Here is a 19,554-nt window from a genome sequence, read left to right as displayed (position 1 = left end):
AGGTGCCCCCACCGCGTTGTCTCCCTCCTCCGCCTTGCGATCCGTCCCCTCGGCCCTGGCGGGCCTGGGGAGACCCCATGCACAGACCCCGCTCCCTGATCCGGCCTGATCGACAAGACACCCCCTGGGACCAGAATGGACGTGTGCCGAAGACTGCCAGCAACCCCAGCAAGAAGAAGAGCCCGGTGACCGCATCGCCCGAGCGGCGCCGAGAGCTCCTGGACACCGCGGCCGAGGTGTTTGCCGCCCAGGGGTACAACGCCACGACCGTACGCAAGATCGCCGACGCCGCCGGCATGCTCGCCGGCAGCCTCTACTACCACTTCGATTCCAAGGAATCGATGCTCGACGAGATCCTCTCCACCTTCCTGACCGAGCTGTGGGAGGGCTACGACGCCGTCCTCGCCGCCGGCCTCGGGCCCAGGGAGACCATCGAGGCACTCGTCACCGAGTCCTTCCGCGAGATCGACCGGCACCGCGCCGCCGTCGCCATCTACCAGAAGGAGTCCCGGCACCTCAGCGACCAGCCCCGCTTCCACTACCTCTCCGACTCGCAGGTCAAGTTCGAGAAGGCGTGGCTCGGCACGCTGGAGCGGGGCGTCGAGGCCAAGGTCTTCCGCGCCGACCTCGACATCCGGCTCACCTACCGGTTCGTGCGCGACACCGTCTGGGTCGCCGCGTCCTGGTACCGCCCGGGCGGACAGCACAGCCCGGACGAGATCGCCCGCCAGTACCTGTCGATGGTCCTGGACGGTATCGCCGTACGTTCGTAGACGTCTGGAGGAGTTGTCATGGCCGAGGCCTACATCGTCGAAGCGGTCCGCACCCCGGTGGGCCGCCGCAGGGGAGGCCTGGCCTCCGTCCACCCGGCCGACCTCGGCGCCCATGTCCTCAAGGCCCTCGTCTCGCGATCGGGCGTCGACCCCGCCGCCGTCGAGGACGTGGTCTTCGGCTGCCTCGACACCGTGGGCCCGCAGGCCGGCGACATCGCCCGTACGGCCTGGCTCGCCGCCGGCCTCCCCGAGGAGGTCCCCGGCGTCACGATCGACCGCCAGTGCGGCTCCTCCCAGCAGGCCGTGCACTTCGCCGCCCAGGGCGTACTGTCCGGCACCCAGGACCTCGTCGTCGCGGGCGGCACCCAGAACATGTCGATGATCCCCATCGCCTTCGCCTCCCGCCAGGCCGCCGAACCCCTCGGCCTGACCGACGGCCCCTACGCCGGCTCCGAGGGCTGGCGGGCCCGGTACGGGGACGCGCCCGTCAACCAGTTCCACGGCGCCGAGCTGATCGCCAAGAAATGGGGCATCACCCGCCGTGACCAGGAGGAATTCGCCCTCCGCTCGCACGAGCGGGCGCTGTGCGCCATCGACGAGGGCCGCTTCGAGCGGGAGATCGTGCCCTACGGGGACGTGACCGCCGACGAGGGCCCGCGCCGGGACACCACGCTGGAGAAGATGGCCGGCCTGAAGCCGGTCGTCGAGGGCGGCACCATCACCGCCGCCTGCTCCTCCCAGGTCTCCGACGGCGCCGCGGCCATGCTCCTGGCGAGCGAGCGGGCCGTACGGGAACACGGCCTCACCCCGCGCGCCCGCGTCCACCATCTCTCCGTCCGCGGCGAGGACCCCATCCGGATGCTCTCCGCCCCGATCCCGGCGACCGCACACGCCCTGAAGAAGACCGGCATGTCCATCGACGACATGGACCTCGTCGAGATCAACGAGGCCTTCGCCCCCGTCGTCCTCGCCTGGCTCAAGGAGACCGGCGCGGACCCCGACCGGGTGAACGTCAACGGCGGCGCGATCGCCCTCGGCCACCCGCTGGGCGCCACCGGCGTGAAGCTGATGACCACGCTGCTCCACGAACTCGAGCGCACCGGCGGCCGGTTCGGCCTCCAGACCATGTGTGAAGGCGGGGGCCAGGCGAACGTGACGATCATCGAACGGATGTGACACTCGTCGCTGTCCCGCCCGGAGGGGCGGGACAGCGTGCTAGTCTTTCGGTGTTGCTAGTTGGTACCCATGAACTTTATGTGCGCCTGACGGGAATGTTCCTCAGGCGCAATTTTGTTTTCCGGACTCTCCGGGATGGGGCCCTTACCTATTCAGGAGATCATTGTGGCTACCGGCACTGTGAAGTGGTTCAACGCCGAAAAGGGCTTCGGCTTCATCGAGCAGGACGGCGGCGGCGCCGACGTCTTCGCCCACTACTCGAACATCGCGACCTCCGGCTTCCGTGAGCTCCAGGAAGGCCAGAAGGTCACCTTCGACGTCACGCAGGGCCAGAAGGGCCCGCAGGCGGAGAACATCCTCCCCGCCTGATCGCCGTACGCGATTCTCGCAGCCGGGACCCGCACCGTGCAGGTGCGGGTCCCGGCTCGCGCTGTGCTCAGGCCCAGGAAGGCATTTCCCTATGACTCGCTCCGAAAAGCGGCCCCGCCGGGCCGCGGAATCCACTTCCGGAACCCCGTCCGGAAATGCCTCGGGCCGCCCCGCGCGCGGCTCGGGCAACGCCGGCGCCCGCCGTGGCGCCGCCGCCCCGAAGGCCAAGGGCAAGGGGGCCGGCCGCGGTCGCGGACCGGCCACGCCTCCGCCGCCGCGTGAGTTCACCCTCCCCGAGACGCTGACTCCCGCGCTGCCCTCCGTCGAGTCCTTCGACGCCCTCGACATGCCCCCCGCGCTGGTCAAGACGCTCGCCGCACAGGGTGTGACCGAGCCGTTCCCGATCCAGGGCGCCACCCTGCCGAACTCGCTCGCCGGCCGGGACATCCTCGGCCGCGGCCGCACCGGCTCCGGCAAGACCCTCGCCTTCGGCCTCGCCCTGCTCGCCCGCACCGCGGGCCGCCGCGCCGAGCCCAAGGCGCCGCTCGCCATGGTCCTCGTGCCCACCCGTGAGCTCGCCCAGCAGGTGACCGACGCCCTCGCGCCGTACGCCACCTCCGTGCAGCTGCGGCTCGCCACCGTCGTCGGCGGCATGTCGATCACCAAGCAGTCGAACGCGCTGCGCCGCGGCGCCGAGGTGCTCGTCGCCACGCCCGGACGCCTCAAGGACCTCATCGAGCGCGGCGACTGCCGGCTCGACCAGGTCGCGATCACGGTCCTGGACGAGGCCGACCAGATGGCCGACATGGGCTTCATGCCGCAGGTCGTCGCGCTGCTCAAGCAGGTCGAGCCGGACGGTCAGCGGATGCTGTTCTCGGCGACGCTCGACCAGAACATCGACCGGCTGGTGAAGATGTTCCTCACCGACCCGGTCGTGCACTCCGTCGACCCCTCCGCCGGCGCGGTCACGACGATGGAGCACCACCTCCTCTACATCGCCGACGAGACCGACAAGAAGGCCGTCACGATGAAGATCGCGGCCCGCGACGGCCGCACGATCCTCTTCCTCGACACCAAGCGGTCCGTGGACCGGCTGGTCAAGCGGCTCCTCGCCAACGGCGTCCGGGCCTCCGGACTGCACGGCGGCCGCTCCCAGCCGCAGCGCAACCGCACCCTGGACCAGTTCAAGACCGGCCAGGTCACCGCGCTCGTGGCGACCAACGTGGCGGCCCGCGGCATCCACGTCGACGACCTCGACCTGGTCGTGAACGTCGACCCGCCGGTCGACCACAAGGACTATCTGCACCGCGGCGGCCGCACCGCCCGGGCCGGCGAGTCCGGCAGCGTCGTCACCCTCGTGCTGCCCGAGGAGAAGCGGGACATGAGCCGGCTGATGTCGAACGCCGGCATCAGCCCCCGTACGGCGCAGATCAAGTCCAGCGACGAGGAGCTGACGCGGCTCACCGGCGCCCGAGAGCCGTCCGGCATACCGGTCGTCATCGACGTCCCGCAGCCGGCCCAGCCCACCGCCGCCCGCGGCGGCGGCGGTCAGCGCTCCCGCCGAGGCGGTGGCGCCGGCGGTGGCCGCACCCGCTCCCAGGCCACCGGCCGTACGGGAACGGGCACCGGTACGCGCACGGGCGCGGGCGCCGGCAGCGGTTCGCGCACGGGTGCCGGTACCGGTAGCCGTACGGGTACGGGCGCTTCGGCCACCCGTACCCGCAGCGCCGGCGGTGCCGGCGGCCGCGGCCGCCGGGGCGGCGCGGCCTAGTCGACGAGCCGGTCCTGGAGCTTCGCCAGCGTGTGCGGCTCCAGGCCCAGGCCGTCGGTGAGGTAGCGGAAGAGGCCGCCGTAACCGGCCTTCACCTCCTCCAGCGCGGTGTTCAGGTACTCGGTCCGTACCTCCTGGAGCGGGATGATCAGGTCCGGGTTCTGCATGAGCCCGCCCTGCTTCAGCCCCTCCCGCACCTTCGCGTCGTGCGCGGCCCGGAAGGTGTTCGAGGCCAGGTAGTCACCGACGACCGCGCTCTCCGGCACTCCCAGGAGCGTCAGCAGCAGATAACTCGCCCAGCCCGTACGGTCCTTGCCCGAGGTGCAGTGGTACAGCGACGGAGTCGGGCCCAGGATCGCGAGTTCGTGGAGCGTGGCGCCGAACTGGGCCCGGTTGGCCGCGCTGGTGACGAAGGTGCGGTACACCTCGCGCATGAAGGCGGCAGCCCGGCCGCCGCCGAGCATCTCCTCCTGGCGTACCGGATCGCGGGAGCCGATCGCCGCGAGCAGCTGCCCGTACAGGCCGTTGTCCGTGACGGGACGGGACACCGCGGCGACTCCGGCCGGGAGCCGGTCCGCGCCGTCGTACTGGACCTCCAGCGGGATGCGGAAGTCGACGGCCCGGCCCAGGCGCAGTCCGGCGAGGGTCGTCACATCGGCGTCGGTGAGCTTGCCGAGGGCGTCGGACCGGTACACCAGTCCGTGCCGGACCCGGCCTCCCGTATACGTGCGGTATCCGCCCAAATCGCGGACGTTGACCGCGCCCTGGAGCGGGATGTGGCGGATGGCCGTGGCCGTGCGCGGCCGGGCGAGAGCCGTGGGGGCGAGGGCCGCGGTGAGGACGGCGGCGGTCGTGGTGCTCAGCAGTGCGCGTCTCGACAGAGGCATGACCGGACTCCCTTGAAGGGATGAGGGTTCACCCTGGTGATGGCAGGGTGCGGAGCGCGTGTGCGGCCTCGGACATGACCCGCAGGACGAGTTCCTCGCAGCTCGGAAGATCCTCGATCAGCCCTGCGACCTGCCCGGACGCCATGACACCGAGGTCGGTGCGGCCCTCGACCATGGACGCTTTGAGGAGCATGGGGGTGTTCGCGGCGAGCAGGACCTGGCTCCACGACAGGTCCTTGCCGTGTTTCATCGCGAGACCGTCGCGGACCATCCGCGGCCACGACAGTCCCGAGATCCTGCGGAAGCCGGCCGCACGCCGGACGGCCTGCGTCAACGCCCGTACGCGCCCGGCCCGTTCGAGTGCGGCGACCATCTCCGTACGGAGCATCCGGTGGGGCAGCCCGTCGATGGCGGTCGTCACCGTCACGTCCTTGACCGCCGCGGCCAGGTACAGCGCCTTGACGGCGTCGGGGACGGTGGAGTCGGAGGTGAGCAGGAAACGGGTGCCCATGGCGATGCCGGCCGCGCCGTAGGCGAGCGCGGCGACCAGGCCGCGGCCGTCGTGGAAGCCGCCGGCCGCGATCACCGGGATGTCGACCGCGTCGACCACCTGCGGCAGCAGGACGGTCGTGGCGACCTCGCCGGTGTGCCCGCCGCCCTCGCCGCCCTGCACGATCACCGCGTCCGCGCCCCAGGCGGCGACCTTCTCGGCATGCCGCCGGGCGCCGATGGAGGGGATCACGACCACGCCCGCGTCCTTGAGTTCGGCGATCAGCTCCCGGGACGGTGCGAGGGCGAAGGAGGCGACCCGTACGCCCTCGTCGACGATGATCCGTACCCGCTCGCGGGCGTCGCCGGCGTCGGCCCGCAGATTCACCCCGAAGGGCCGGTCGGTACGGGACTTCACCTCGCGGACCGCCGCCCGCAGCTCCTCCACGGTCATCGTCGCCGAGGCGAGGATGCCGAGGGCGCCGGCGTCGGCCGAGGCCGAGACCAGCCGGGGTCCGGCCACCCAGCCCATGCCGGTCTGGACGATCGGGTGGCGGACGCCGGTGAGCCGGGTGAGCGCCGTCTCCATCAGGCCCGTACCTCCCGGTCCCGCAGCCCCGCGGGGTCGATCACCTCGCGGATGAGCCGCAGCTCCTCGGCGGTCGGTTCGCGGGTGTACGGGACGTCGTCGCCGATCACCAGGTCGAATCCGGTGGCCTGCCTGACCTGGTCCACGGTGACGCCCGGGTGGAGCGAGGCGAGGCGCATCGAGCGGTCGGGCGTCTCGAAGTCGAAGACGCCGAGGTCTGAGACGACCCGGGGGATCCGGTGGAAGCGGTCGGCCCCGGCGGCGGCCGCGCGGTCGTAGCCGACGCCGCTGACCATGTCGACGCGCTCGACGAAGACCCGGGGCGAGTGCTTCGGGATCCAGTAACTGACCGGGTTGTTCAGGGTGTTGACCGGAGCGCCGCGGACGCCGAGGAGCTGACGGGCGGGCCGGGACCAGTCGCCGATGCAGGAGATGTTCTGGTTGCCGTGCCGGTCGATCTGGCTCGCGCCCATCATGACGTGCCGCTTGCCGCCGGTGACCATCGTGAGATGGCGGCGGTACGGCAGCCAGCCCTCGACCTCCCCGTCGAGGCCGACGAGCATCGCCTCGCCGTCGGTCAGCAGCAGGTCGGGGGAGAAGGAACGCTTGGCGAGCCGGGCACCGAAGGAGGAGACCGGGGCCATGGCGGCGGCGAGGACCTCGCCGTTGTCGCGCCACGCCTCGGCACAGGCGATGACGCAGTATTCCGAGCGGCTGATCACTGCTGCTCCTCGTGCCAGGTGCGGACGGCCTGCTGGTAGTCGTCCTCGCTCTTGCCGGCGAGGAACCTCTCGGCGAACTCGGGCCAGGGAGTGGTCGCGTACAGCTTCTGGAAGGGCTCGTCGCGGCCGTAGTCGGGGGCACAGGAGGTGAAGTGCGCGCCGTTCGGGGTCTCGACGACACCGGTGACGCTGTGCCGGCCGACGAGCAGGGACTGCGGGGCGGGGGCGGTGTCCCGGTCGAAGCGGTCGACCAGCTGCTCGCAGGAGACGTACGCGGTGTCGGCGGCCTCGCAGAAGAGGTCGTCGAAGTAGGGGTCCGGGCCGAGGTACTGGCCGTTGCCGAGCCGGTCGGCGCGGTTGAGGTGGACCAGGGCGGCGTCCATGCGCAGGGCGGGCACGGCGACGAACGTCTCCCCGTCCTCGTACGGCGAGGTGACCGTCCGCAGCTCGGGGTTGACCGTCATCACGTCCGAGCCGAGGCCGGCCCGCACGGGAAGGAAGGGCAGCCGGTTGGCGGCCGCGTGCAGGCCCCACATGAACATGGCCTCGTCGAGCTCTGTGAACGCGAAGTCGCCGCGCTCGCGGGCGGCGCGGAAGTGCGGTTCGAGGGGGATGGAGTCCAGGGTGGTGAAGGCGGCCACGAGCCGGCGGATCCGGCCGGCGGCGGCGAGCAGGCCCACGTCGGGGCCTCCGTAGGAGATCACGGTGAGATCGGCGATCTCGGACCGGAGCAGCGCTCTGACCAGGGCCATCGGCTTGCGCCGTGAGCCCCAGCCGCCGATGCCGATGGTCATGCCGCTGCGCAGGCGGCCCACCACCTCGTCGGGGGTCATCGTCTTGTCGGTCACGAGCCGGCCTCCCTGGCCTCGTCCTTGCCGAAGGTGCCGCGGACGCGAGCGGCGACCCCGCTGAGGTTGGCCTCGAAGGTGAAGCCCTGCTCGAAGCGGTAGCTGCGGTGCACGTCCACGGGATCGATGCCGTTGATGGCGGCCTTGGCGAGGCGGATCAGGTACCCGTCCTTCCGGGCGATCTCGCCCGCCAACTCCAGGGCAGCGTCCATGAGTTCCTCGCGGGGCACGACCTTCCAGACCGATCCGTGGGCGTGCAGCTCGGCGGCGGTGGCGGTGCGTGAGGTGTAGTACAGCGCGCGCATCAGGTGCTGCGGGACGAGCCGGGCGAGATGGGTGGCGGCGCCGAGCGCGCCCCGGTCCAGCTCGGGCAGCCCGAACGTGGCGTCCTCGGAGGCGACGATCGCGTCCGCGTTGCCGACGAGCCCGATCCCGCCGCCCAGGCAGAAGCCGCCGACGGCCGCGACGACCGGGACCTCACACGCGTACACCGCCGAAAAGGCCTCCGCGCATCCGTGGTTGGCGCCGATGAGCGCCGTGTGGCGCCCGGTGTCGTGCTCGCGCTGCATCTCCTTGATGTCGACACCCGCGTTGAAGCCCCGGCCGGCGGCGGCCAGCACCACGCAGCGGACCTCGGGGTCCCGGCCGGCCGCGCGGACGGCGTCGGCGAGGGCGTACCAGCCCTGCACGGGGAGGGCGTTGACCGGTGGGAAGTCGACGGTGACGAGTGCGATGCCCTTGCCGGGGCGTGAGGTGGAGACACCCATGAGCGGATCAGCTACCTTTCCACCAAACATTTGTTAGGTGACTGCTTGGTGAGGAAAGGTAGCAGCCGATGGAGCTGGACGGGAGGGTTGTCGTCGTCACCGGCGGCACACGAGGGGTCGGCGCGGGCATCGCCCGGGCGTTCCTCCGGGACGGGGCGCGCGTGGTCGTCTGCGCGCGCCGACCACCGGACGAGGCGGTGGCCGACGAAGGGCGGGAAGCCGTCTTCGCCCCCCTCGACCTGCGCGAACCCGCGGCGGTCGCCGCCTTCTTCGCGAGCGTCGGCGAACGGTACGGACGCCTCGACGTGCTGGTCAACAACGCCGGCGGAACGCCGTACCGGCTCCTCGGCGAGGGGGACGCCGAACGGCACGCCCGGGTCGTGGAGCTGAACCTGACCGTCCCGCTCACCGTCTCTCTCGCCGCGTACGAGCTGCTGCGGGCCTCCCGGGGGTCGGTCGTCATGATCGGCAGCGTCAGCGGGACCCGTCCCTCGCCCGGCACGGCCGCCTACGGCGCCGCGAAGGCCGGCCTGGAGAACCTGGCCCGCTCGATGGCCGTGGAGTGGTCCCCCGAGGTACGGGTCAACACCCTCGTCCTCGGCATGGTCCGCACCGAGCTGTCCCACCTCCACTACGGCGACGAGGACGGCATCGCCGCCGTCGGGGCGACGGTGCCGCTCGGCCGGCTCGCCGAGCCCTCGGACGTGGGGGAGGCGGCGGTGTTCCTGGCCTCCGGCCGGGCCGCCTACGTCTCGGGGGCGTCGCTGCTCGTGCACGGGGGCGGCGAACGCCCCGCGTTTCTGGATGCCGCGACCGTCAACAAGGAGAGCCGAGATGGGAATCTGTGACGACCGGGTCGTGATCGTGACGGGCGGCGGGCGGGGGCTGGGCCGCGCCCATGCGCTGGCCTTCGCGGCGGAAGGGGCGAAGGTCGTCGTCAATGACCTCGGCGTGGGGCTCGACGGCTCGGCGGAGTCGGGCTCCGCGGGGTCGGGCTCGGCGGGGTCGGGCTGGGCAGGGACCGGCTCACCCGCCGGACAGGTGGTGGAGGAGATCCGCGCGGCGGGCGGTCAGGCCGTCGCACACGGCGGCGACGTCGCCACCGAGGAGGGCGCCGCCTCGCTCGTCGCCACCGCTCTGGACTCCTTCGGACGGCTCGACACCCTGGTCAACAACGCGGGATTCCTGCGTGACCGGATGCTCGTGAACCTCGGCGAGGACGACTGGGACGCGGTCATGCGGGTCCACGTGAAGGGCCACTTCCTGCCGCTGCGGCACGCCGCGGCGTACTGGCGGGCGGAGGCGAAGGCGGGGCGCGAGCCGGCGGCGAGGGTCGTCAACACCACGTCGGGAGCGGGTCTTTCGGGCAGCGTCGGGCAGGGGAACTACGCGGCGGCCAAGGCCGGGATCGTCGGCCTCACGCTCGTCGCGGCGGCGGAGATGGGCCGGTACGGGATCCAGGTCAACGCGATCGCCCCGGCGGCCAGGACCCGGATGACGGAACAGGCCTTCGCGGGCCTGGAGGGCGTACCGGAGGACGTCTCGCCGCTGGTGGTCTGGCTGGGCTCGGCGGCCTCGGCGGGCGTGACCGGCCGGGTCTTCGAGGCGGAGGGCGGCCGGATCACCGTCATGGAGGGATGGCGGCCCGGCCCGACGGCCGACAAGGGGGCGCGCTGGAGCCCGGCGGAGGCGGGGGAGACGACACTGAGGCTCCTGGCGGACGCGGAGGCGCCGCAGCCGGTGTACGGCGCGTCCTGACGGTCGCCGGTGTGGCGCTTGGTCGCGACGTACGAGGCGGCGGCGCTCGCGGGCCGCGTGGCGCCGCCGGCCCTGCGCCTTTGGGGCCTGCGGGGCCTGGGCCTGTGCCGTCACCCTTTCACCCCTGCGCCGCACGCGCGGGGGCGCCGCGGCGCCCTGACGGGCCGACCGGCGCTCCCCCACGCCGACCTGGTGTCAGTAGCCGACCGCGAAGTGGCGTTCGCCGCCCCGGTTCTCCAGTTCGTCCACGGCGGCGACGGCGAGGTCCTCCGCCGAGATCCGGGACGAGCCGTCCGCCGCCACCACGAGCGTGGTGGTGGCGCGCCGGTACCCGCCGGTCCTGTCCCCGGGCTCCAGGAGAGCGGGCGGACTCAGGTAGACCCAGTCGGCGGCATGGGCGAGGCAGACGTCCAGTTGCGCGACGCTGGAGGCGGCGATCGCGCGCACGGCCGGGGGCACATACCGCGGATCGTCGAGGACGAGCACTCCGGACGGGCCGCGCAGGGGTGCGGAGCCGCCGATGAGCAGGGCGCGCGTGCCGGCTGCCGCTACGGCGTCCAGCAGCGCCGCGGTGGTCGCGGTGACCGTGCTCTCCGAACCCGGGGCGGGGCGGGTGGCGCCCACGACCGCGTCCGCGCCGGCGAACAGATCGGTCATGCGGCCGACGTCCGTGACGTCACCGCGGACGGCGGTCACGCCCGCCGGCAGGGCATCCGGCCGTGAGCGCCGGAGGACGGCGGTGACCTCGTGCCCGCGGTCGATGGCTTCGGAGACGACGCGGGAGCCGGCCATGCCGGCGGCTCCGACGACGGTGATCCTCATCGGGTGATCCCTTCCTCGGTGGGCTTGGTGGGGCTGGTGGGCATGGTGGGTTTGGCGGACCTCGGGGTGATCTGGCCCGCGGCGATCGCCGCGAGGGCGAGGGCGAACCCGATCAGCTGGACCGGGCCGAGCGACTGGCCGAGCAGCACCACGCCCAGCAGGGCGGCCACGATCGGCGACAGCAGGACGAGGACGGCGACGGAGGTGACCGGCAGGGTCGTGACGCCGCGGACCCACAGGACGTACGAGAGCAGTCCGCCGACCAGGCCGAGCCAGAGGTAGCCCAGCGCGGCGTCCCCGTCGACGGCGGGCGGCGCCCCCTCGAACAGGAACGTCACCGGCACCAGGAACAGACCGCCCGCGGCGAGCTGCCAGCCCGCGAACGCCGTCGGGCCGACACCGTCCGGACGTCCCCAGCGTTTCGTGAGCGTCACGCCGAGCGCCATCGAGGCGGCGCCGCCGAGGCCCGCCAGAATCCCGACCGCGTCGAATCCCGCGTCAGGGCCGATGACGACGAGACCGACACCGACGACACCCGCCACTCCCCAGCCGAAGCTCCAGAGCGACGGGCCCTGCCGCAGCACCGTCACGGCCAGCACCGCCACGACCAGCGGCTGCGTCGCGCTCAGCGTGGCGGCCACGCCGCCGGGCAGTCGCTCCGCCGCGACGAACAACAGCGGGAAGAGCACACCGATGTTGAGCACGCCCAGCACCATCGCCCTCGCCCACCAGGTCCCGCGTGGCAACGTCCGGGTGATCGCCAGCGCGATCAGACCCGCGGGCAGGGCGCGCAGGAGCCCCGCGAACAACGGGTGGCCGGCAGGCAGGAGTTCGGTGGTGACCACGAACGTGGTGCCCCAGACGACGGGCGCGGACGCGGTCATGGCGGTGCCGGCAAGACCGGCCGTACTCGGTGACATCACCAGGTTCTTCACGCGATCAAGCTTCGGCGGGCGCGATCGATGAGTCCAACACATGTTTGTCACCTGATCGATCGTGATTCGCGATGGATGGTGGAAGATGGGCGCATGGAGCTTCAGCAGATGCGGTACGTCGTCGCCGTCGCGGAGACGAACAGCTTCACCCGTGCCGCCGAACGGTGCCTCGTGGTCCAGTCCGCCCTCAGCCACCAGATCGCCCGCCTGGAGCGGGAACTCGGCGCCCGGCTCTTCGAACGCACCAGCCGCCGGGTGCGGTTGACGCCGGCCGGCGAGGCGTTCCTCCCGGCGGCCCGGCAGTGCGTCAACGCCGCCGAGCGCGCCGCCGCCGAGGTCGCCGCGGCCGTCGGCGAGGTCCGTGGGCGGCTCACCGTCGGCGTGATCCCCACCGTCGCGGCGGTCGACGTCCCGGCGGCCCTGAACGCCTTTCACCGGCGATACCCCCATGTCCGTATCGGGCTGCGCGTCGGTGCCAGCGAGGAGCTCGTCGACCTGGTCAAGGAAGGAGCGCTCGACGTCGCCTTCCTCGGCCTGCCCGTGACGGCCCGGCCCGAAGGGGTCGCAGCCAAACCGCTGGCCCATGACCAGCTGGTCGCCGTCGTCGCCCCCGACCATCCGCTCGCGGCGGAGGGCGAGGTCGACCTCGCCCGGCTCTCCTCCGAGGTGTTCGTGGACAAGCCCGCGGGAACGGCGGGACGCATCCAGTCCGACCAGGCCTTCGCCGCGGCGGGCGTCCCCCGCGAGGTCGCCTTCGAGGTGACCGACGCCGGGTTCATGACGCGGCTCATCCACCAGAACCTCGGCATCGCCCTGCTGCCCTCGCACTACACACGACACCTCACGGGCGTGGTCACGGTCCCGGTGCGGGACGCCCCCGCCCGCACCGAGCACCTCATCTGGAACCGCCTCACCCGCACCCCCGCCGCGACGGCCTTCCTCGCGGAACTGGACCTCACGGAAGCGGACCTGAGGGAAGCGGACCTCACGGAGCCGGCCGTCTAGGGGTACCGCTCGGCGAGCGGGTGGACGTGACGTACGAGTGAGGGACGCACACCCCGTCCCCACATCTGCGACACCACGTCAACATCCGGAAAACTGAGGGGAGTTGGGCTTCCCGAGCCGTTCTACGCGCGTCATCATCAGGGCATGCGAATCCCCCCACGATTCTCCGTCATCGGCGGTGCGGCCGCCCTCGTCTCGACCCTCCTCCTCGGCGCCCCGGCCTCCGCGGCCCCCGCCCCGACCTCGAGCTCGACCTCGGCGTTCGCCTACGCGGCCGCCGCCGTCGGCGAGATCTGCTACTCCGACCTCCCCTCCCAGGCCCACGACACCCTCCGTCTGATCGCGCGGGGCGGACCCTTCCCGTACCGCCAGGACGGCAGCGTCTTCCAGAACCGCGAGGGCATCCTGCCGGCCCACTCGACGGGCTACTACCACGAGTACACGGTGAAGACCCCGGGCAGCACCACGAGGGGCGCGCGCCGGATCGTGACCGGTGAGTCGTACCAGGAGGATTACTACACGGCCGACCACTACGCCTCGTTCGACCTCGTCGATCACGGCTGCTGAGCCGCTCGACCAACCAGCCCCCGGTCCGCGGCCGGCCGCGGACCGGGCAGGATGGTGCCCATGACCGTCGATGAGCTGGGGGAGCCGGTCGGCGGATGGGAGCATCTGGGCTTCAACCGGGCGGCGCCCGAGGACCTGCTGATCCGGCTGCTCGACGTCGAATCCCACTTCCTGTTCCGGGGCCCCGATGTCGTCGAGCGGCTCGCCCGCGACGAGGACCGGACCGTACGGCTCTTCCTCGCCGAATCCTGCGACGACGCGCCCCCGGAGATGCTCCTGGAGGTCTGGCACTGGTGGGACGGCAGCCTCTCCTTCCCCGGCCGCCCCCGGACCCACCCGAACTTCCCGCGCGCCGGACTGCTCCGTTACGCCACCGACCCGAACCCGAGGCTGCGCCGACTCGCCCTGGGGGACCCGGAGTCCACGTCCGAGCTGGTCGAGGAGCTCAGCCGGGACGAGGCCGCGGAGGTCCGGCAGGACGTGGTCGGGGACCCGAGGCTCGCTCCCTCGACCGCGGTACGCCTGCTCGACGACCCGGACTCCTCCGTGCGGGCCCGCGCCGCCCGGCACCCCGCCCTCCCGCGGGACGTCCTGCTCCGGCTGCTGCGCGATCCGAAGACCGCCTCCGACGCGGCGACGAATCCCGCGCTGCCCGTGCCGGTGATGCGCCGGATGGTCGACCTGCTGGTGGAGCGAACGGAATCGGCTGCGTCCACTCGCTGAAGCGCGACCAGCGCCGGCAACTGCCCGGCGGCCGTGACGGGCGCCCGGGCGGCGGTCAACGCGGGGCCGTCCGCTCCAGGCGGGTCCTGATCCGGTCGTCCCGGACGTACGCGACGGCGGCGAGGGCGGTGTCGCGGGCGGTGCCGTCCGGGCCACCCTCCGCGAGGATCCACGCCAGTCTCTCGACGGCCCGAGGATCCTGACGCATCGCCAGCCCGCGTGCCGCCTCGGCGGCGACGTCCGGATCCTCGTCGTCCAGCCGGGCCGCGAGCGCCTCCCGGAGTACGGGTGTGTCCTCGGGGACCTCCGCGAGCGCGAGCGTCGCCCAGTCCCGCACGCCGTTGTCGTGATCGCGGCTCAGGGCGACCAGCGTCTCCACGGTCCCGGGGTCCCCGGCGGGTACGGGCCCGGTGAGGGCGCACCCGAGCGCCCGCCGCACCTCGGCATCGGGATGCGAGGCGAACGCCACCAGCTCGGCCAGCGCGCCCGGTTCCCCGCACCGCCCCAGCGCGGCGACCACGGACAGCGCGGGTTCCCGCGCGACGGCGGGTGCGGGGGCCGGTGGGGCGTCGGGCGCGGCGGCCGGCGGGGCGCCCGGTGTGACCGCCGGTGGGGCCCCGTGCGTGGTGTCGGGTGCGGAAGCGCCCCGCCATGTCTCCGCCGCCAGGCGGCGCAGCACCGGCACCGCGCGTGCCGTGAAGCCGTCGAGGCCGCCCAGGACGCTCGCGCCGAGCGCACGCCGCAGGGGCTCGTCGCTCGCGCACCACGCGGCGGCCGTCCGGAAGGTCTCCTCGTCGTCGCGGTCGGCCAGGGCGCGGACCGTCTCGGTCCAGTCGTCCAGGTCCGGGTCACCGCACCGCAAAGCCCGCCCGGCGAGCTCCTCGGGAGGCGTGCGCAGGTCCAGGGCGCGCTCCAGGAGCGTGGCGATGGCCGCGTGACCGGTCTGCTGTTCGTTGCCGCTGCCCGGGGCGCCGTCCGCGCGCAGCAGGTCGACGACGACGGTCACCCCGCCGTCCTCGTACACGCGACGCACCACGGTCTCGCCGGACCGGTCGTCCCCGCCGGTCTCGAGCAGCCCGCGCCGCAACTCCTCCGCGATGTCGACGCCGATCCAGCGCCGCGCCTCCCGCAGCGCGTCCTCGACCGGCCCCGCTCCGTGTTCGAGCAGCGCCCGTACGCTCCCGGTCGAGCCGCGCCGGGCCGCCGCCACCAGCGGGGGCCGGCCGTCGGGCCCCGGCCGGCCCGGGTCGGCGCCGTGCTCCAGGAGGATCCGTACCGTCTCGGCGTGCCCGAGCCGGACGGCCCAGTCCAGGGCCGTGAACCCGTACGCCTCCGCCTGGTCGGCCCGCGCCCCGCCGGCCAGCAGCGCCCGCACCACCTCGGCGTGGCCGCCGCACGCCGCCCCGCACAGCGGCAGGTCCCCCGCCTCCTCGCCGCTGCCCCGCGCGGGGTCGGCGCCGGCCGCCAGCAGGAGCCGTACGATCCCGGGCTCGTTCGTGAGGGCCGCCCGGTACAGCGGGGTCTCCCCCTCGTCGTCCCCCTCGGGGGACGCTCCGGCCCGGAGGGCGCGCACGACGGCGTCGTCCCCCTCGTGGATCGCGTCGAACAGCGTGCTCATGCTCCGACCTTCGCCCGCCGGGCGCGAACGGCGCAAACGATTAGTCCCGCCCCCCGGCCCGCGGCCCACCCGCCCCTACGTGGCGCAGTCCAGGACCGTCCCGCACACCCCGCACCTCGCCCGGACGCTCCGGCCCATCGGCAGCCGCAGCCGCTGGTGGCACACCGGGCACGGGAAGGCCACCCGGGCGGAGGCCCCCGTCCCCTCGAAGGCGTACGCGGCGTCGGCCGCCGCCCGCCCGTAGCGGCGGTCCTTCGCGTACCGGTGGCGCGCCGCCCACCCCGCCGCGGCCAGCGGGGGCCGGCGGGCGTGCCGGGCGGCCTCCTCACGTCCCCGCGTCCACGCCTGGTACGCGTGCGGGCTGGTGAACCACGGCGACGGGTCCTCCCCGAACAGCGCCGCCCGTTCGGCCAGGACGTACCCGAACTCCTCCGGCGTCAGATAGCCCAGCTTCTGGCTGGACACCGCGTCCCGCCGGAACGCGTCGAGCAGCAGCCATCCCGCTCCGAGATAGGAGGTCACCACATCGGTGAGGATCTCGTTCTCCCGTGTGCCGGGAAAACCGAGGTCGAGGCGGTGCAGGAACACATGGGTGATCTCGTGGGCCAGAGCGGCTCCCACGTCCCTGCGGTGCCGCCGGAAGCGGTCGTTCAGCTCGACGAAGTACTCCGGTCCCGCGGTCAGTTCGACGCTCGCCGCGTGTTCCATCTCCCGGAAGCTCACGACCATCCGCGCCTCGGGCAGGCCCAGATGGTGGACGAGGGCCCGGGCCACCCGCTGCGCACCGAGATGGAGGTCCTCCTCGTCCCCGAAGGCCACGTCCGCCGGCGGCACGCTCGTCGCGTACCGCCGCACCCCGTCCGCCGACAGCCTCCGGTACAGCGCGGTGACGCAGGTCCGGACCGTGGAGAGGTGCGGAAACCCGTGTACGACGTCGTCGGCTCCGTCGGCTCCGTCGGCTGCGCGGTCGTTCGGCACGTCGCACCCCCTTTCCTTCACTGTACGGGGGCGGCCCGGCCTCGTCCGCTGGCCGAAAACGCGTGCTTGTGGCCTCGTGAGCCCTTGCCCATAATCCCCACCAAGCCTTGACGGGCACATGCCATCAAGGCTCAACCCCCCATGAAAGGCAGACACTTGAAGAAGAACACCTTCGTCCGTGCCCTGCAGAGAATCGCAGCGGCCGGCGCCGTCATCCTCGCCGCCGTCAGTCTCCAGCCCTCCACCGCCTCCGCCGCGCCCGCCCCGGTCGTCGGCGGAACCCGCGCCGCCCAGGGCGAGTTCCCCTGGATGGTCAGGCTCTCCATGGGCTGCGGCGGCTCGATGCTGACCCCGCAGATCGTCCTCACCGCCGCCCACTGCGTGAACGGCTCCGGCAACAACACCAGCATCACCGCCACCGCCGGCGTCGTGGACCTGCAGTCCACCAGCGCCGTCAAGGTCAGGTCGACCAAGGTCCTCCAGGCCCCCGGCTACAACGGCACGGGCAAGGACTGGGCCCTGATCAAGCTGGCATCGCCGATCACCTCGGTCCCCACCCTCAAGATCGCCGAGACCACCGCGTACAACAGCGGCACGTTCACCGTCGCCGGCTGGGGCGCCACCCGCGAGGGCGGCGCGCAGCAGCGCTACCTGCGCAAGGCGACGGTGCCCTTCGTCTCCGACGCCGACTGCAAGGCCGCCTACGGCAGCTCCCTCGTCGCCGGCGAGGAGATCTGCGCCGGCTACAACCAGGGCGGAGTCGACACCTGCCAGGGTGACTCCGGCGGCCCGATGTTCCGCCGCGACGACGCCGGCGCCTGGATCCAGGTCGGCATCGTGAGCTGGGGCGAGGGCTGCGCACGGCCCGGCTACCCCGGCGTGTACACCGAGGTCTCGACCTTCGCCTCCGCGATCAAGTCCGCCGCCGCGACGCTGTGACCCCGTGACGCGCTGAGACGGTACGTGTACGGGGGTGGGGTCCGCCCCCGTACACGTACCGCGCGATCCTCCTAGGCCAGCTCCACCCGCGCCGCCGCCCCGCCCTCCAGCTCCAGCACCCACACCTCGTTGCCGCCCTCCCGCAGCACCGGACCCGGCACGAACAGCGAGTCCTGCGGACCCACGCCCCAGTACCGCCCCAGGCAGAAGCCGTTCACCCAGACGAAGCCGCGCGTCCCGCCCGGCACGGACAGCGCCGCGTCACCCGGCCCGGCCACCTCCACCACGGCCCGGTACAGCCCCGGCCCCGCATCCCCCGCCACCGGCCGGAACGGCACCTTCTCCACCGCCTCCGCCCCGAAGGCGTCCAGCCGCAGCCCCCGGGCCCGTACCCCGTGCACGTACTGCCGCTCGTGCCGCACCCCGCCCGTGATGCCCTTGGGCTCCGCCTGCCGCGGCCCGTAGTTGACCCGGCCCAGCGACTCCACCCACAGCTCGACCACCGCCGGCCCCGCCACCGGCTCCGCGAGCACCGCGTCCTCCGCGGCCAGCACCCCCGCCCGCACCCCGTCCACGTACACCACCGCACGGTCGCGCAGCCCGGTCACCGAGAGCGGATACGGCTGCCGCGGCCCGGGGATCTCCAGCCGGTAGCACACCAGCCCCCGGTCCACACCCAGCTCCTCGAACGTCGGCGGCAGCGGCGTGACCGACTCCTCGCCGCCGAGCACCTCGAGCACCTCCGCCAGCGGCGCCCACTGGGACACCACCGCGTCCGCCGGCCCCCCGATCCGCCGCGGCGGCCCCGGCACCTCGGGCAGCGGACCCTCCGCGAACTCCGCGAGCACCTCGCGGAACCGCCAGAACTTCTCCGTCGGCAGCCCCGCCTCGTCGACCGGCGCGTCGTAGTCGTACGAGGTCACCGTCGGCAGCAGCTCGCCCTCGTGCAGCGCGCCGGCCCGGTTCGCCCCCGCCCAGCCCGCGAAATTCGTCCCGCCGTGCGCCATGTAGACGTTCACCGACGCCCCGCACTCCAGGATCTCCCGCAGCGTCGCCGCCGCGTCCCCCGCGTCCCGTACGGAATGGTCCGTGCCCCAGTGGTCGAACCAGCCGCACCAGAACTCCATGCACATCAGCGGCCCCGACGGCTGATGCCGCCGCAGCGCCGCGAACGCCTCCCGCGCGTCCGAGCCGAAATTCGCCGTCGCCAGGACCCCGGGCACCGACCCGCCCGTCAGCATGTGGTCCTCCGGCCCGTCCGAGGTGAACAGCGGCACCCTCACCCCGCAGGCCGGCAGCAGATCCGCGATCCGCCGCAGATACCCCTGGTCCGAGCCGTAACTCCCGTACTCGTTCTCCACCTGGACCATGATCACCGGACCGCCGCGGTCGATCTGCCGCTCCACCACCTGCGGCAACAGCGTCCGGAACCAGCGCTCCACCTCCGCCAGGTACTCCGCGTCCGCCGTCCGCACCCGCCGACCAAGGCGCCCCGTCAGCCAGTGCGGCAGCCCGCCGTTCTCCCACTCGGCGCAGATGTACGGCCCCGGCCGCACGATCGCCCACATCCCGGCCGCCGCCACCGCGTCCAGGAACCGCCCCAGCGCGGCCACATCCCCGTACCCGCCCCGCTCCGGCTCGTACAGATTCCACGGGACGTACGTCTCCACGCAATTGAGCCCCATCGCGCGGAGCATCTCCAGACGATGGCCCCACTGGTCCTCGTGCACCCGGAAGTAGTGCAATGCCCCCGACAGCAGCCGCACCGGCCGCCCGTCCAGAAGAAAGTCCTCGTCACCCACAGCGAACGTGCTCATG

Annotated in this window: 20 protein-coding genes; 10 read left to right on the top strand and 10 right to left on the bottom strand. The window is 72.9% G+C overall.

Features of this window, described 5'->3' with window-relative positions; all coding sequences use genetic code 11:
- The first annotated feature begins 143 nt into the window (after nucleotides 1–143).
- From ACFYV5_RS25955 to ACFYV5_RS25940, 4 genes are all read left to right on the top strand, one after another.
- Nucleotides 144–773, top strand: coding sequence for a TetR/AcrR family transcriptional regulator (locus ACFYV5_RS25955; protein WP_355111177.1), 630 nt, complete (start codon nucleotides 144–146; stop codon nucleotides 771–773).
- An 18-nt stretch (nucleotides 774–791) separates the two neighbouring features.
- The gene (locus ACFYV5_RS25950) at nucleotides 792–1,949 is read left to right on the top strand and encodes an acetyl-CoA C-acetyltransferase (RefSeq protein ID WP_355111179.1); all 1,158 of its coding nucleotides are present in this window, start codon (nucleotides 792–794) and stop codon (nucleotides 1,947–1,949) included.
- A gap of 165 nt (nucleotides 1,950–2,114) precedes the next feature.
- Nucleotides 2,115–2,318, top strand: a complete 204-nt coding sequence (locus ACFYV5_RS25945; RefSeq protein ID WP_290114082.1) for a cold-shock protein — start codon at nucleotides 2,115–2,117, stop codon at nucleotides 2,316–2,318.
- A gap of 91 nt (nucleotides 2,319–2,409) precedes the next feature.
- Entirely contained in the window at nucleotides 2,410–4,089 is a 1,680-nt protein-coding gene (locus ACFYV5_RS25940) for a DEAD/DEAH box helicase (RefSeq protein WP_389172334.1), read from the top strand.
- Here ACFYV5_RS25940 and ACFYV5_RS25935 read toward each other — a convergent pair.
- From ACFYV5_RS25935 to ACFYV5_RS25915, 5 genes are read right to left on the bottom strand one after another with little or no spacing between them, the layout of a single operon-like run.
- A complete protein-coding gene (locus ACFYV5_RS25935) occupies nucleotides 4,086–4,976 on the bottom strand; it encodes a tyrosine-protein phosphatase (protein WP_389172332.1) in 891 nt (296 codons plus the stop codon). The genes ACFYV5_RS25940 and ACFYV5_RS25935 overlap by 4 nt on opposite strands.
- A gap of 28 nt (nucleotides 4,977–5,004) precedes the next feature.
- Nucleotides 5,005–6,054, bottom strand: a complete 1,050-nt coding sequence (locus tag ACFYV5_RS25930) for an NAD(P)H-dependent flavin oxidoreductase (protein WP_389172330.1) — start codon at nucleotides 6,052–6,054, stop codon at nucleotides 5,005–5,007.
- On the bottom strand, nucleotides 6,054–6,776 hold the full coding sequence (locus tag ACFYV5_RS25925; RefSeq protein ID WP_389172328.1) for a CoA-transferase subunit beta: 723 nt from the start codon (nucleotides 6,774–6,776) through the stop codon (nucleotides 6,054–6,056). The genes ACFYV5_RS25930 and ACFYV5_RS25925 overlap by 1 nt, the downstream gene beginning before the upstream one ends.
- Nucleotides 6,773–7,624, bottom strand: a complete 852-nt coding sequence (locus ACFYV5_RS25920; RefSeq protein ID WP_389172326.1) for a CoA transferase subunit A — start codon at nucleotides 7,622–7,624, stop codon at nucleotides 6,773–6,775. Before ACFYV5_RS25920 ends, ACFYV5_RS25925 begins: the two co-directional genes overlap by 4 nt.
- Nucleotides 7,621–8,391 carry an enoyl-CoA hydratase family protein gene (locus tag ACFYV5_RS25915; RefSeq protein WP_389172324.1) on the bottom strand — a complete coding sequence of 257 codons (771 nt, stop codon included), beginning with the start codon at nucleotides 8,389–8,391 and terminating at the stop codon, nucleotides 7,621–7,623. Before ACFYV5_RS25915 ends, ACFYV5_RS25920 begins: the two co-directional genes overlap by 4 nt.
- Before the next feature lie 68 nt (nucleotides 8,392–8,459).
- Here ACFYV5_RS25915 and ACFYV5_RS25910 point away from each other — a divergent pair, with 68 nt between their 5' ends.
- Together ACFYV5_RS25910 and ACFYV5_RS25905 are read left to right on the top strand one after the other, a co-directional pair.
- Complete coding sequence (locus ACFYV5_RS25910) at nucleotides 8,460–9,239, top strand: SDR family oxidoreductase (RefSeq protein WP_389172322.1); 780 nt, start codon at nucleotides 8,460–8,462, stop codon at nucleotides 9,237–9,239.
- Nucleotides 9,226–10,149: an SDR family oxidoreductase gene (locus ACFYV5_RS25905; protein ID WP_389172320.1), complete on the top strand. Its 924-nt coding sequence runs from the start codon at nucleotides 9,226–9,228 to the stop codon at nucleotides 10,147–10,149. Before ACFYV5_RS25910 ends, ACFYV5_RS25905 begins: the two co-directional genes overlap by 14 nt.
- 195 nt (nucleotides 10,150–10,344) lie before the next feature.
- Here ACFYV5_RS25905 and ACFYV5_RS25900 read toward each other — a convergent pair whose 3' ends face one another.
- Together ACFYV5_RS25900 and ACFYV5_RS25895 are read right to left on the bottom strand one after the other, a co-directional pair.
- A complete protein-coding gene (locus tag ACFYV5_RS25900; RefSeq protein ID WP_389172318.1) occupies nucleotides 10,345–10,971 on the bottom strand; it encodes an NAD(P)-dependent oxidoreductase in 627 nt (208 codons plus the stop codon).
- Nucleotides 10,968–11,891, bottom strand: coding sequence for an EamA family transporter (locus tag ACFYV5_RS25895; protein WP_389172581.1), 924 nt, complete (start codon nucleotides 11,889–11,891; stop codon nucleotides 10,968–10,970). Before ACFYV5_RS25895 ends, ACFYV5_RS25900 begins: the two co-directional genes overlap by 4 nt.
- A 108-nt stretch (nucleotides 11,892–11,999) precedes the next feature.
- Here ACFYV5_RS25895 and ACFYV5_RS25890 point away from each other — a divergent pair, with 108 nt between their 5' ends.
- The 3 genes from ACFYV5_RS25890 to ACFYV5_RS25880 all read left to right on the top strand — a co-directional run bounded on the left by ACFYV5_RS25890 (nucleotide 12,000) and on the right by ACFYV5_RS25880 (nucleotide 14,201).
- Nucleotides 12,000–12,911: a LysR family transcriptional regulator gene (locus ACFYV5_RS25890; protein WP_389172316.1), complete on the top strand. Its 912-nt coding sequence runs from the start codon at nucleotides 12,000–12,002 to the stop codon at nucleotides 12,909–12,911.
- 144 nt (nucleotides 12,912–13,055) lie between these two features.
- Nucleotides 13,056–13,478 (top strand): ribonuclease domain-containing protein, encoded by a 423-nt coding sequence (locus ACFYV5_RS25885; protein WP_389172314.1) that lies wholly within the window; start codon nucleotides 13,056–13,058, stop codon nucleotides 13,476–13,478.
- A 60-nt stretch (nucleotides 13,479–13,538) separates the two neighbouring features.
- Nucleotides 13,539–14,201 carry a HEAT repeat domain-containing protein gene (locus ACFYV5_RS25880; RefSeq protein ID WP_389172312.1) on the top strand — a complete coding sequence of 221 codons (663 nt, stop codon included), beginning with the start codon at nucleotides 13,539–13,541 and terminating at the stop codon, nucleotides 14,199–14,201.
- A 55-nt stretch (nucleotides 14,202–14,256) separates the two neighbouring features.
- Here the strand turns inward: ACFYV5_RS25880 and ACFYV5_RS25875 are convergent, their stop codons facing one another.
- Nucleotides 14,257–15,819 (bottom strand): ankyrin repeat domain-containing protein, encoded by a 1,563-nt coding sequence (locus ACFYV5_RS25875; protein ID WP_389172310.1) that lies wholly within the window; start codon nucleotides 15,817–15,819, stop codon nucleotides 14,257–14,259.
- 75 nt (nucleotides 15,820–15,894) lie between these two features.
- Nucleotides 15,895–16,797: a hypothetical protein gene (locus tag ACFYV5_RS25870; protein WP_389172308.1), complete on the bottom strand. Its 903-nt coding sequence runs from the start codon at nucleotides 16,795–16,797 to the stop codon at nucleotides 15,895–15,897.
- Between the two features lie 141 nt (nucleotides 16,798–16,938).
- Here ACFYV5_RS25870 and ACFYV5_RS25865 point away from each other — a divergent pair, with 141 nt between their 5' ends.
- Nucleotides 16,939–17,736, top strand: coding sequence for a serine protease (locus tag ACFYV5_RS25865; RefSeq protein WP_355111205.1), 798 nt, complete (start codon nucleotides 16,939–16,941; stop codon nucleotides 17,734–17,736).
- 71 nt (nucleotides 17,737–17,807) lie between these two features.
- Here ACFYV5_RS25865 and ACFYV5_RS25860 read toward each other — a convergent pair whose 3' ends face one another.
- Complete coding sequence (locus ACFYV5_RS25860) at nucleotides 17,808–19,553, bottom strand: beta-galactosidase (RefSeq protein WP_389172306.1); 1,746 nt, start codon at nucleotides 19,551–19,553, stop codon at nucleotides 17,808–17,810.
- Nucleotide 19,554: the final 1 nt, after the last annotated feature.

The organism is Streptomyces sp. NPDC003035 (assembly GCF_042888285.1).
GTDB lineage: Bacteria > Actinomycetota > Actinomycetes > Streptomycetales > Streptomycetaceae > Streptomyces.
This window is presented reverse-complemented; position numbering and strand designations above follow the sequence as displayed.

What these genes read in the sequence shown, in the direction of transcription:
- ACFYV5_RS25950 (WP_355111179.1), top strand. Translation starts at nt 792, where the DNA reads ATGGCCGAGGCCTACATCGTCGAAGCGGTCCGCACCCCGGTGGGCCGC.
- ACFYV5_RS25940 (WP_389172334.1), top strand. Translation starts at nt 2,410, where the DNA reads ATGACTCGCTCCGAAAAGCGGCCCCGCCGGGCCGCGGAATCCACTTCC.
- ACFYV5_RS25935 (WP_389172332.1), bottom strand. Translation starts at nt 4,976, where the DNA reads ATGCCTCTGTCGAGACGCGCACTGCTGAGCACCACGACCGCCGCCGTC.
- ACFYV5_RS25930 (WP_389172330.1), bottom strand. Translation starts at nt 6,054, where the DNA reads ATGGAGACGGCGCTCACCCGGCTCACCGGCGTCCGCCACCCGATCGTC.
- ACFYV5_RS25915 (WP_389172324.1), bottom strand. Translation starts at nt 8,391, where the DNA reads ATGGGTGTCTCCACCTCACGCCCCGGCAAGGGCATCGCACTCGTCACC.
- ACFYV5_RS25910 (WP_389172322.1), top strand. Translation starts at nt 8,460, where the DNA reads ATGGAGCTGGACGGGAGGGTTGTCGTCGTCACCGGCGGCACACGAGGG.
- ACFYV5_RS25905 (WP_389172320.1), top strand. Translation starts at nt 9,226, where the DNA reads ATGGGAATCTGTGACGACCGGGTCGTGATCGTGACGGGCGGCGGGCGG.
- ACFYV5_RS25900 (WP_389172318.1), bottom strand. Translation starts at nt 10,971, where the DNA reads ATGAGGATCACCGTCGTCGGAGCCGCCGGCATGGCCGGCTCCCGCGTC.
- ACFYV5_RS25895 (WP_389172581.1), bottom strand. Translation starts at nt 11,891, where the DNA reads ATGTCACCGAGTACGGCCGGTCTTGCCGGCACCGCCATGACCGCGTCC.
- ACFYV5_RS25890 (WP_389172316.1), top strand. Translation starts at nt 12,000, where the DNA reads ATGGAGCTTCAGCAGATGCGGTACGTCGTCGCCGTCGCGGAGACGAAC.
- ACFYV5_RS25885 (WP_389172314.1), top strand. Translation starts at nt 13,056, where the DNA reads ATGCGAATCCCCCCACGATTCTCCGTCATCGGCGGTGCGGCCGCCCTC.
- ACFYV5_RS25880 (WP_389172312.1), top strand. Translation starts at nt 13,539, where the DNA reads ATGACCGTCGATGAGCTGGGGGAGCCGGTCGGCGGATGGGAGCATCTG.
- ACFYV5_RS25875 (WP_389172310.1), bottom strand. Translation starts at nt 15,819, where the DNA reads ATGAGCACGCTGTTCGACGCGATCCACGAGGGGGACGACGCCGTCGTG.
- ACFYV5_RS25865 (WP_355111205.1), top strand. Translation starts at nt 16,939, where the DNA reads ATGAAAGGCAGACACTTGAAGAAGAACACCTTCGTCCGTGCCCTGCAG.
- ACFYV5_RS25860 (WP_389172306.1), bottom strand. Translation starts at nt 19,553, where the DNA reads ATGAGCACGTTCGCTGTGGGTGACGAGGACTTTCTTCTGGACGGGCGG.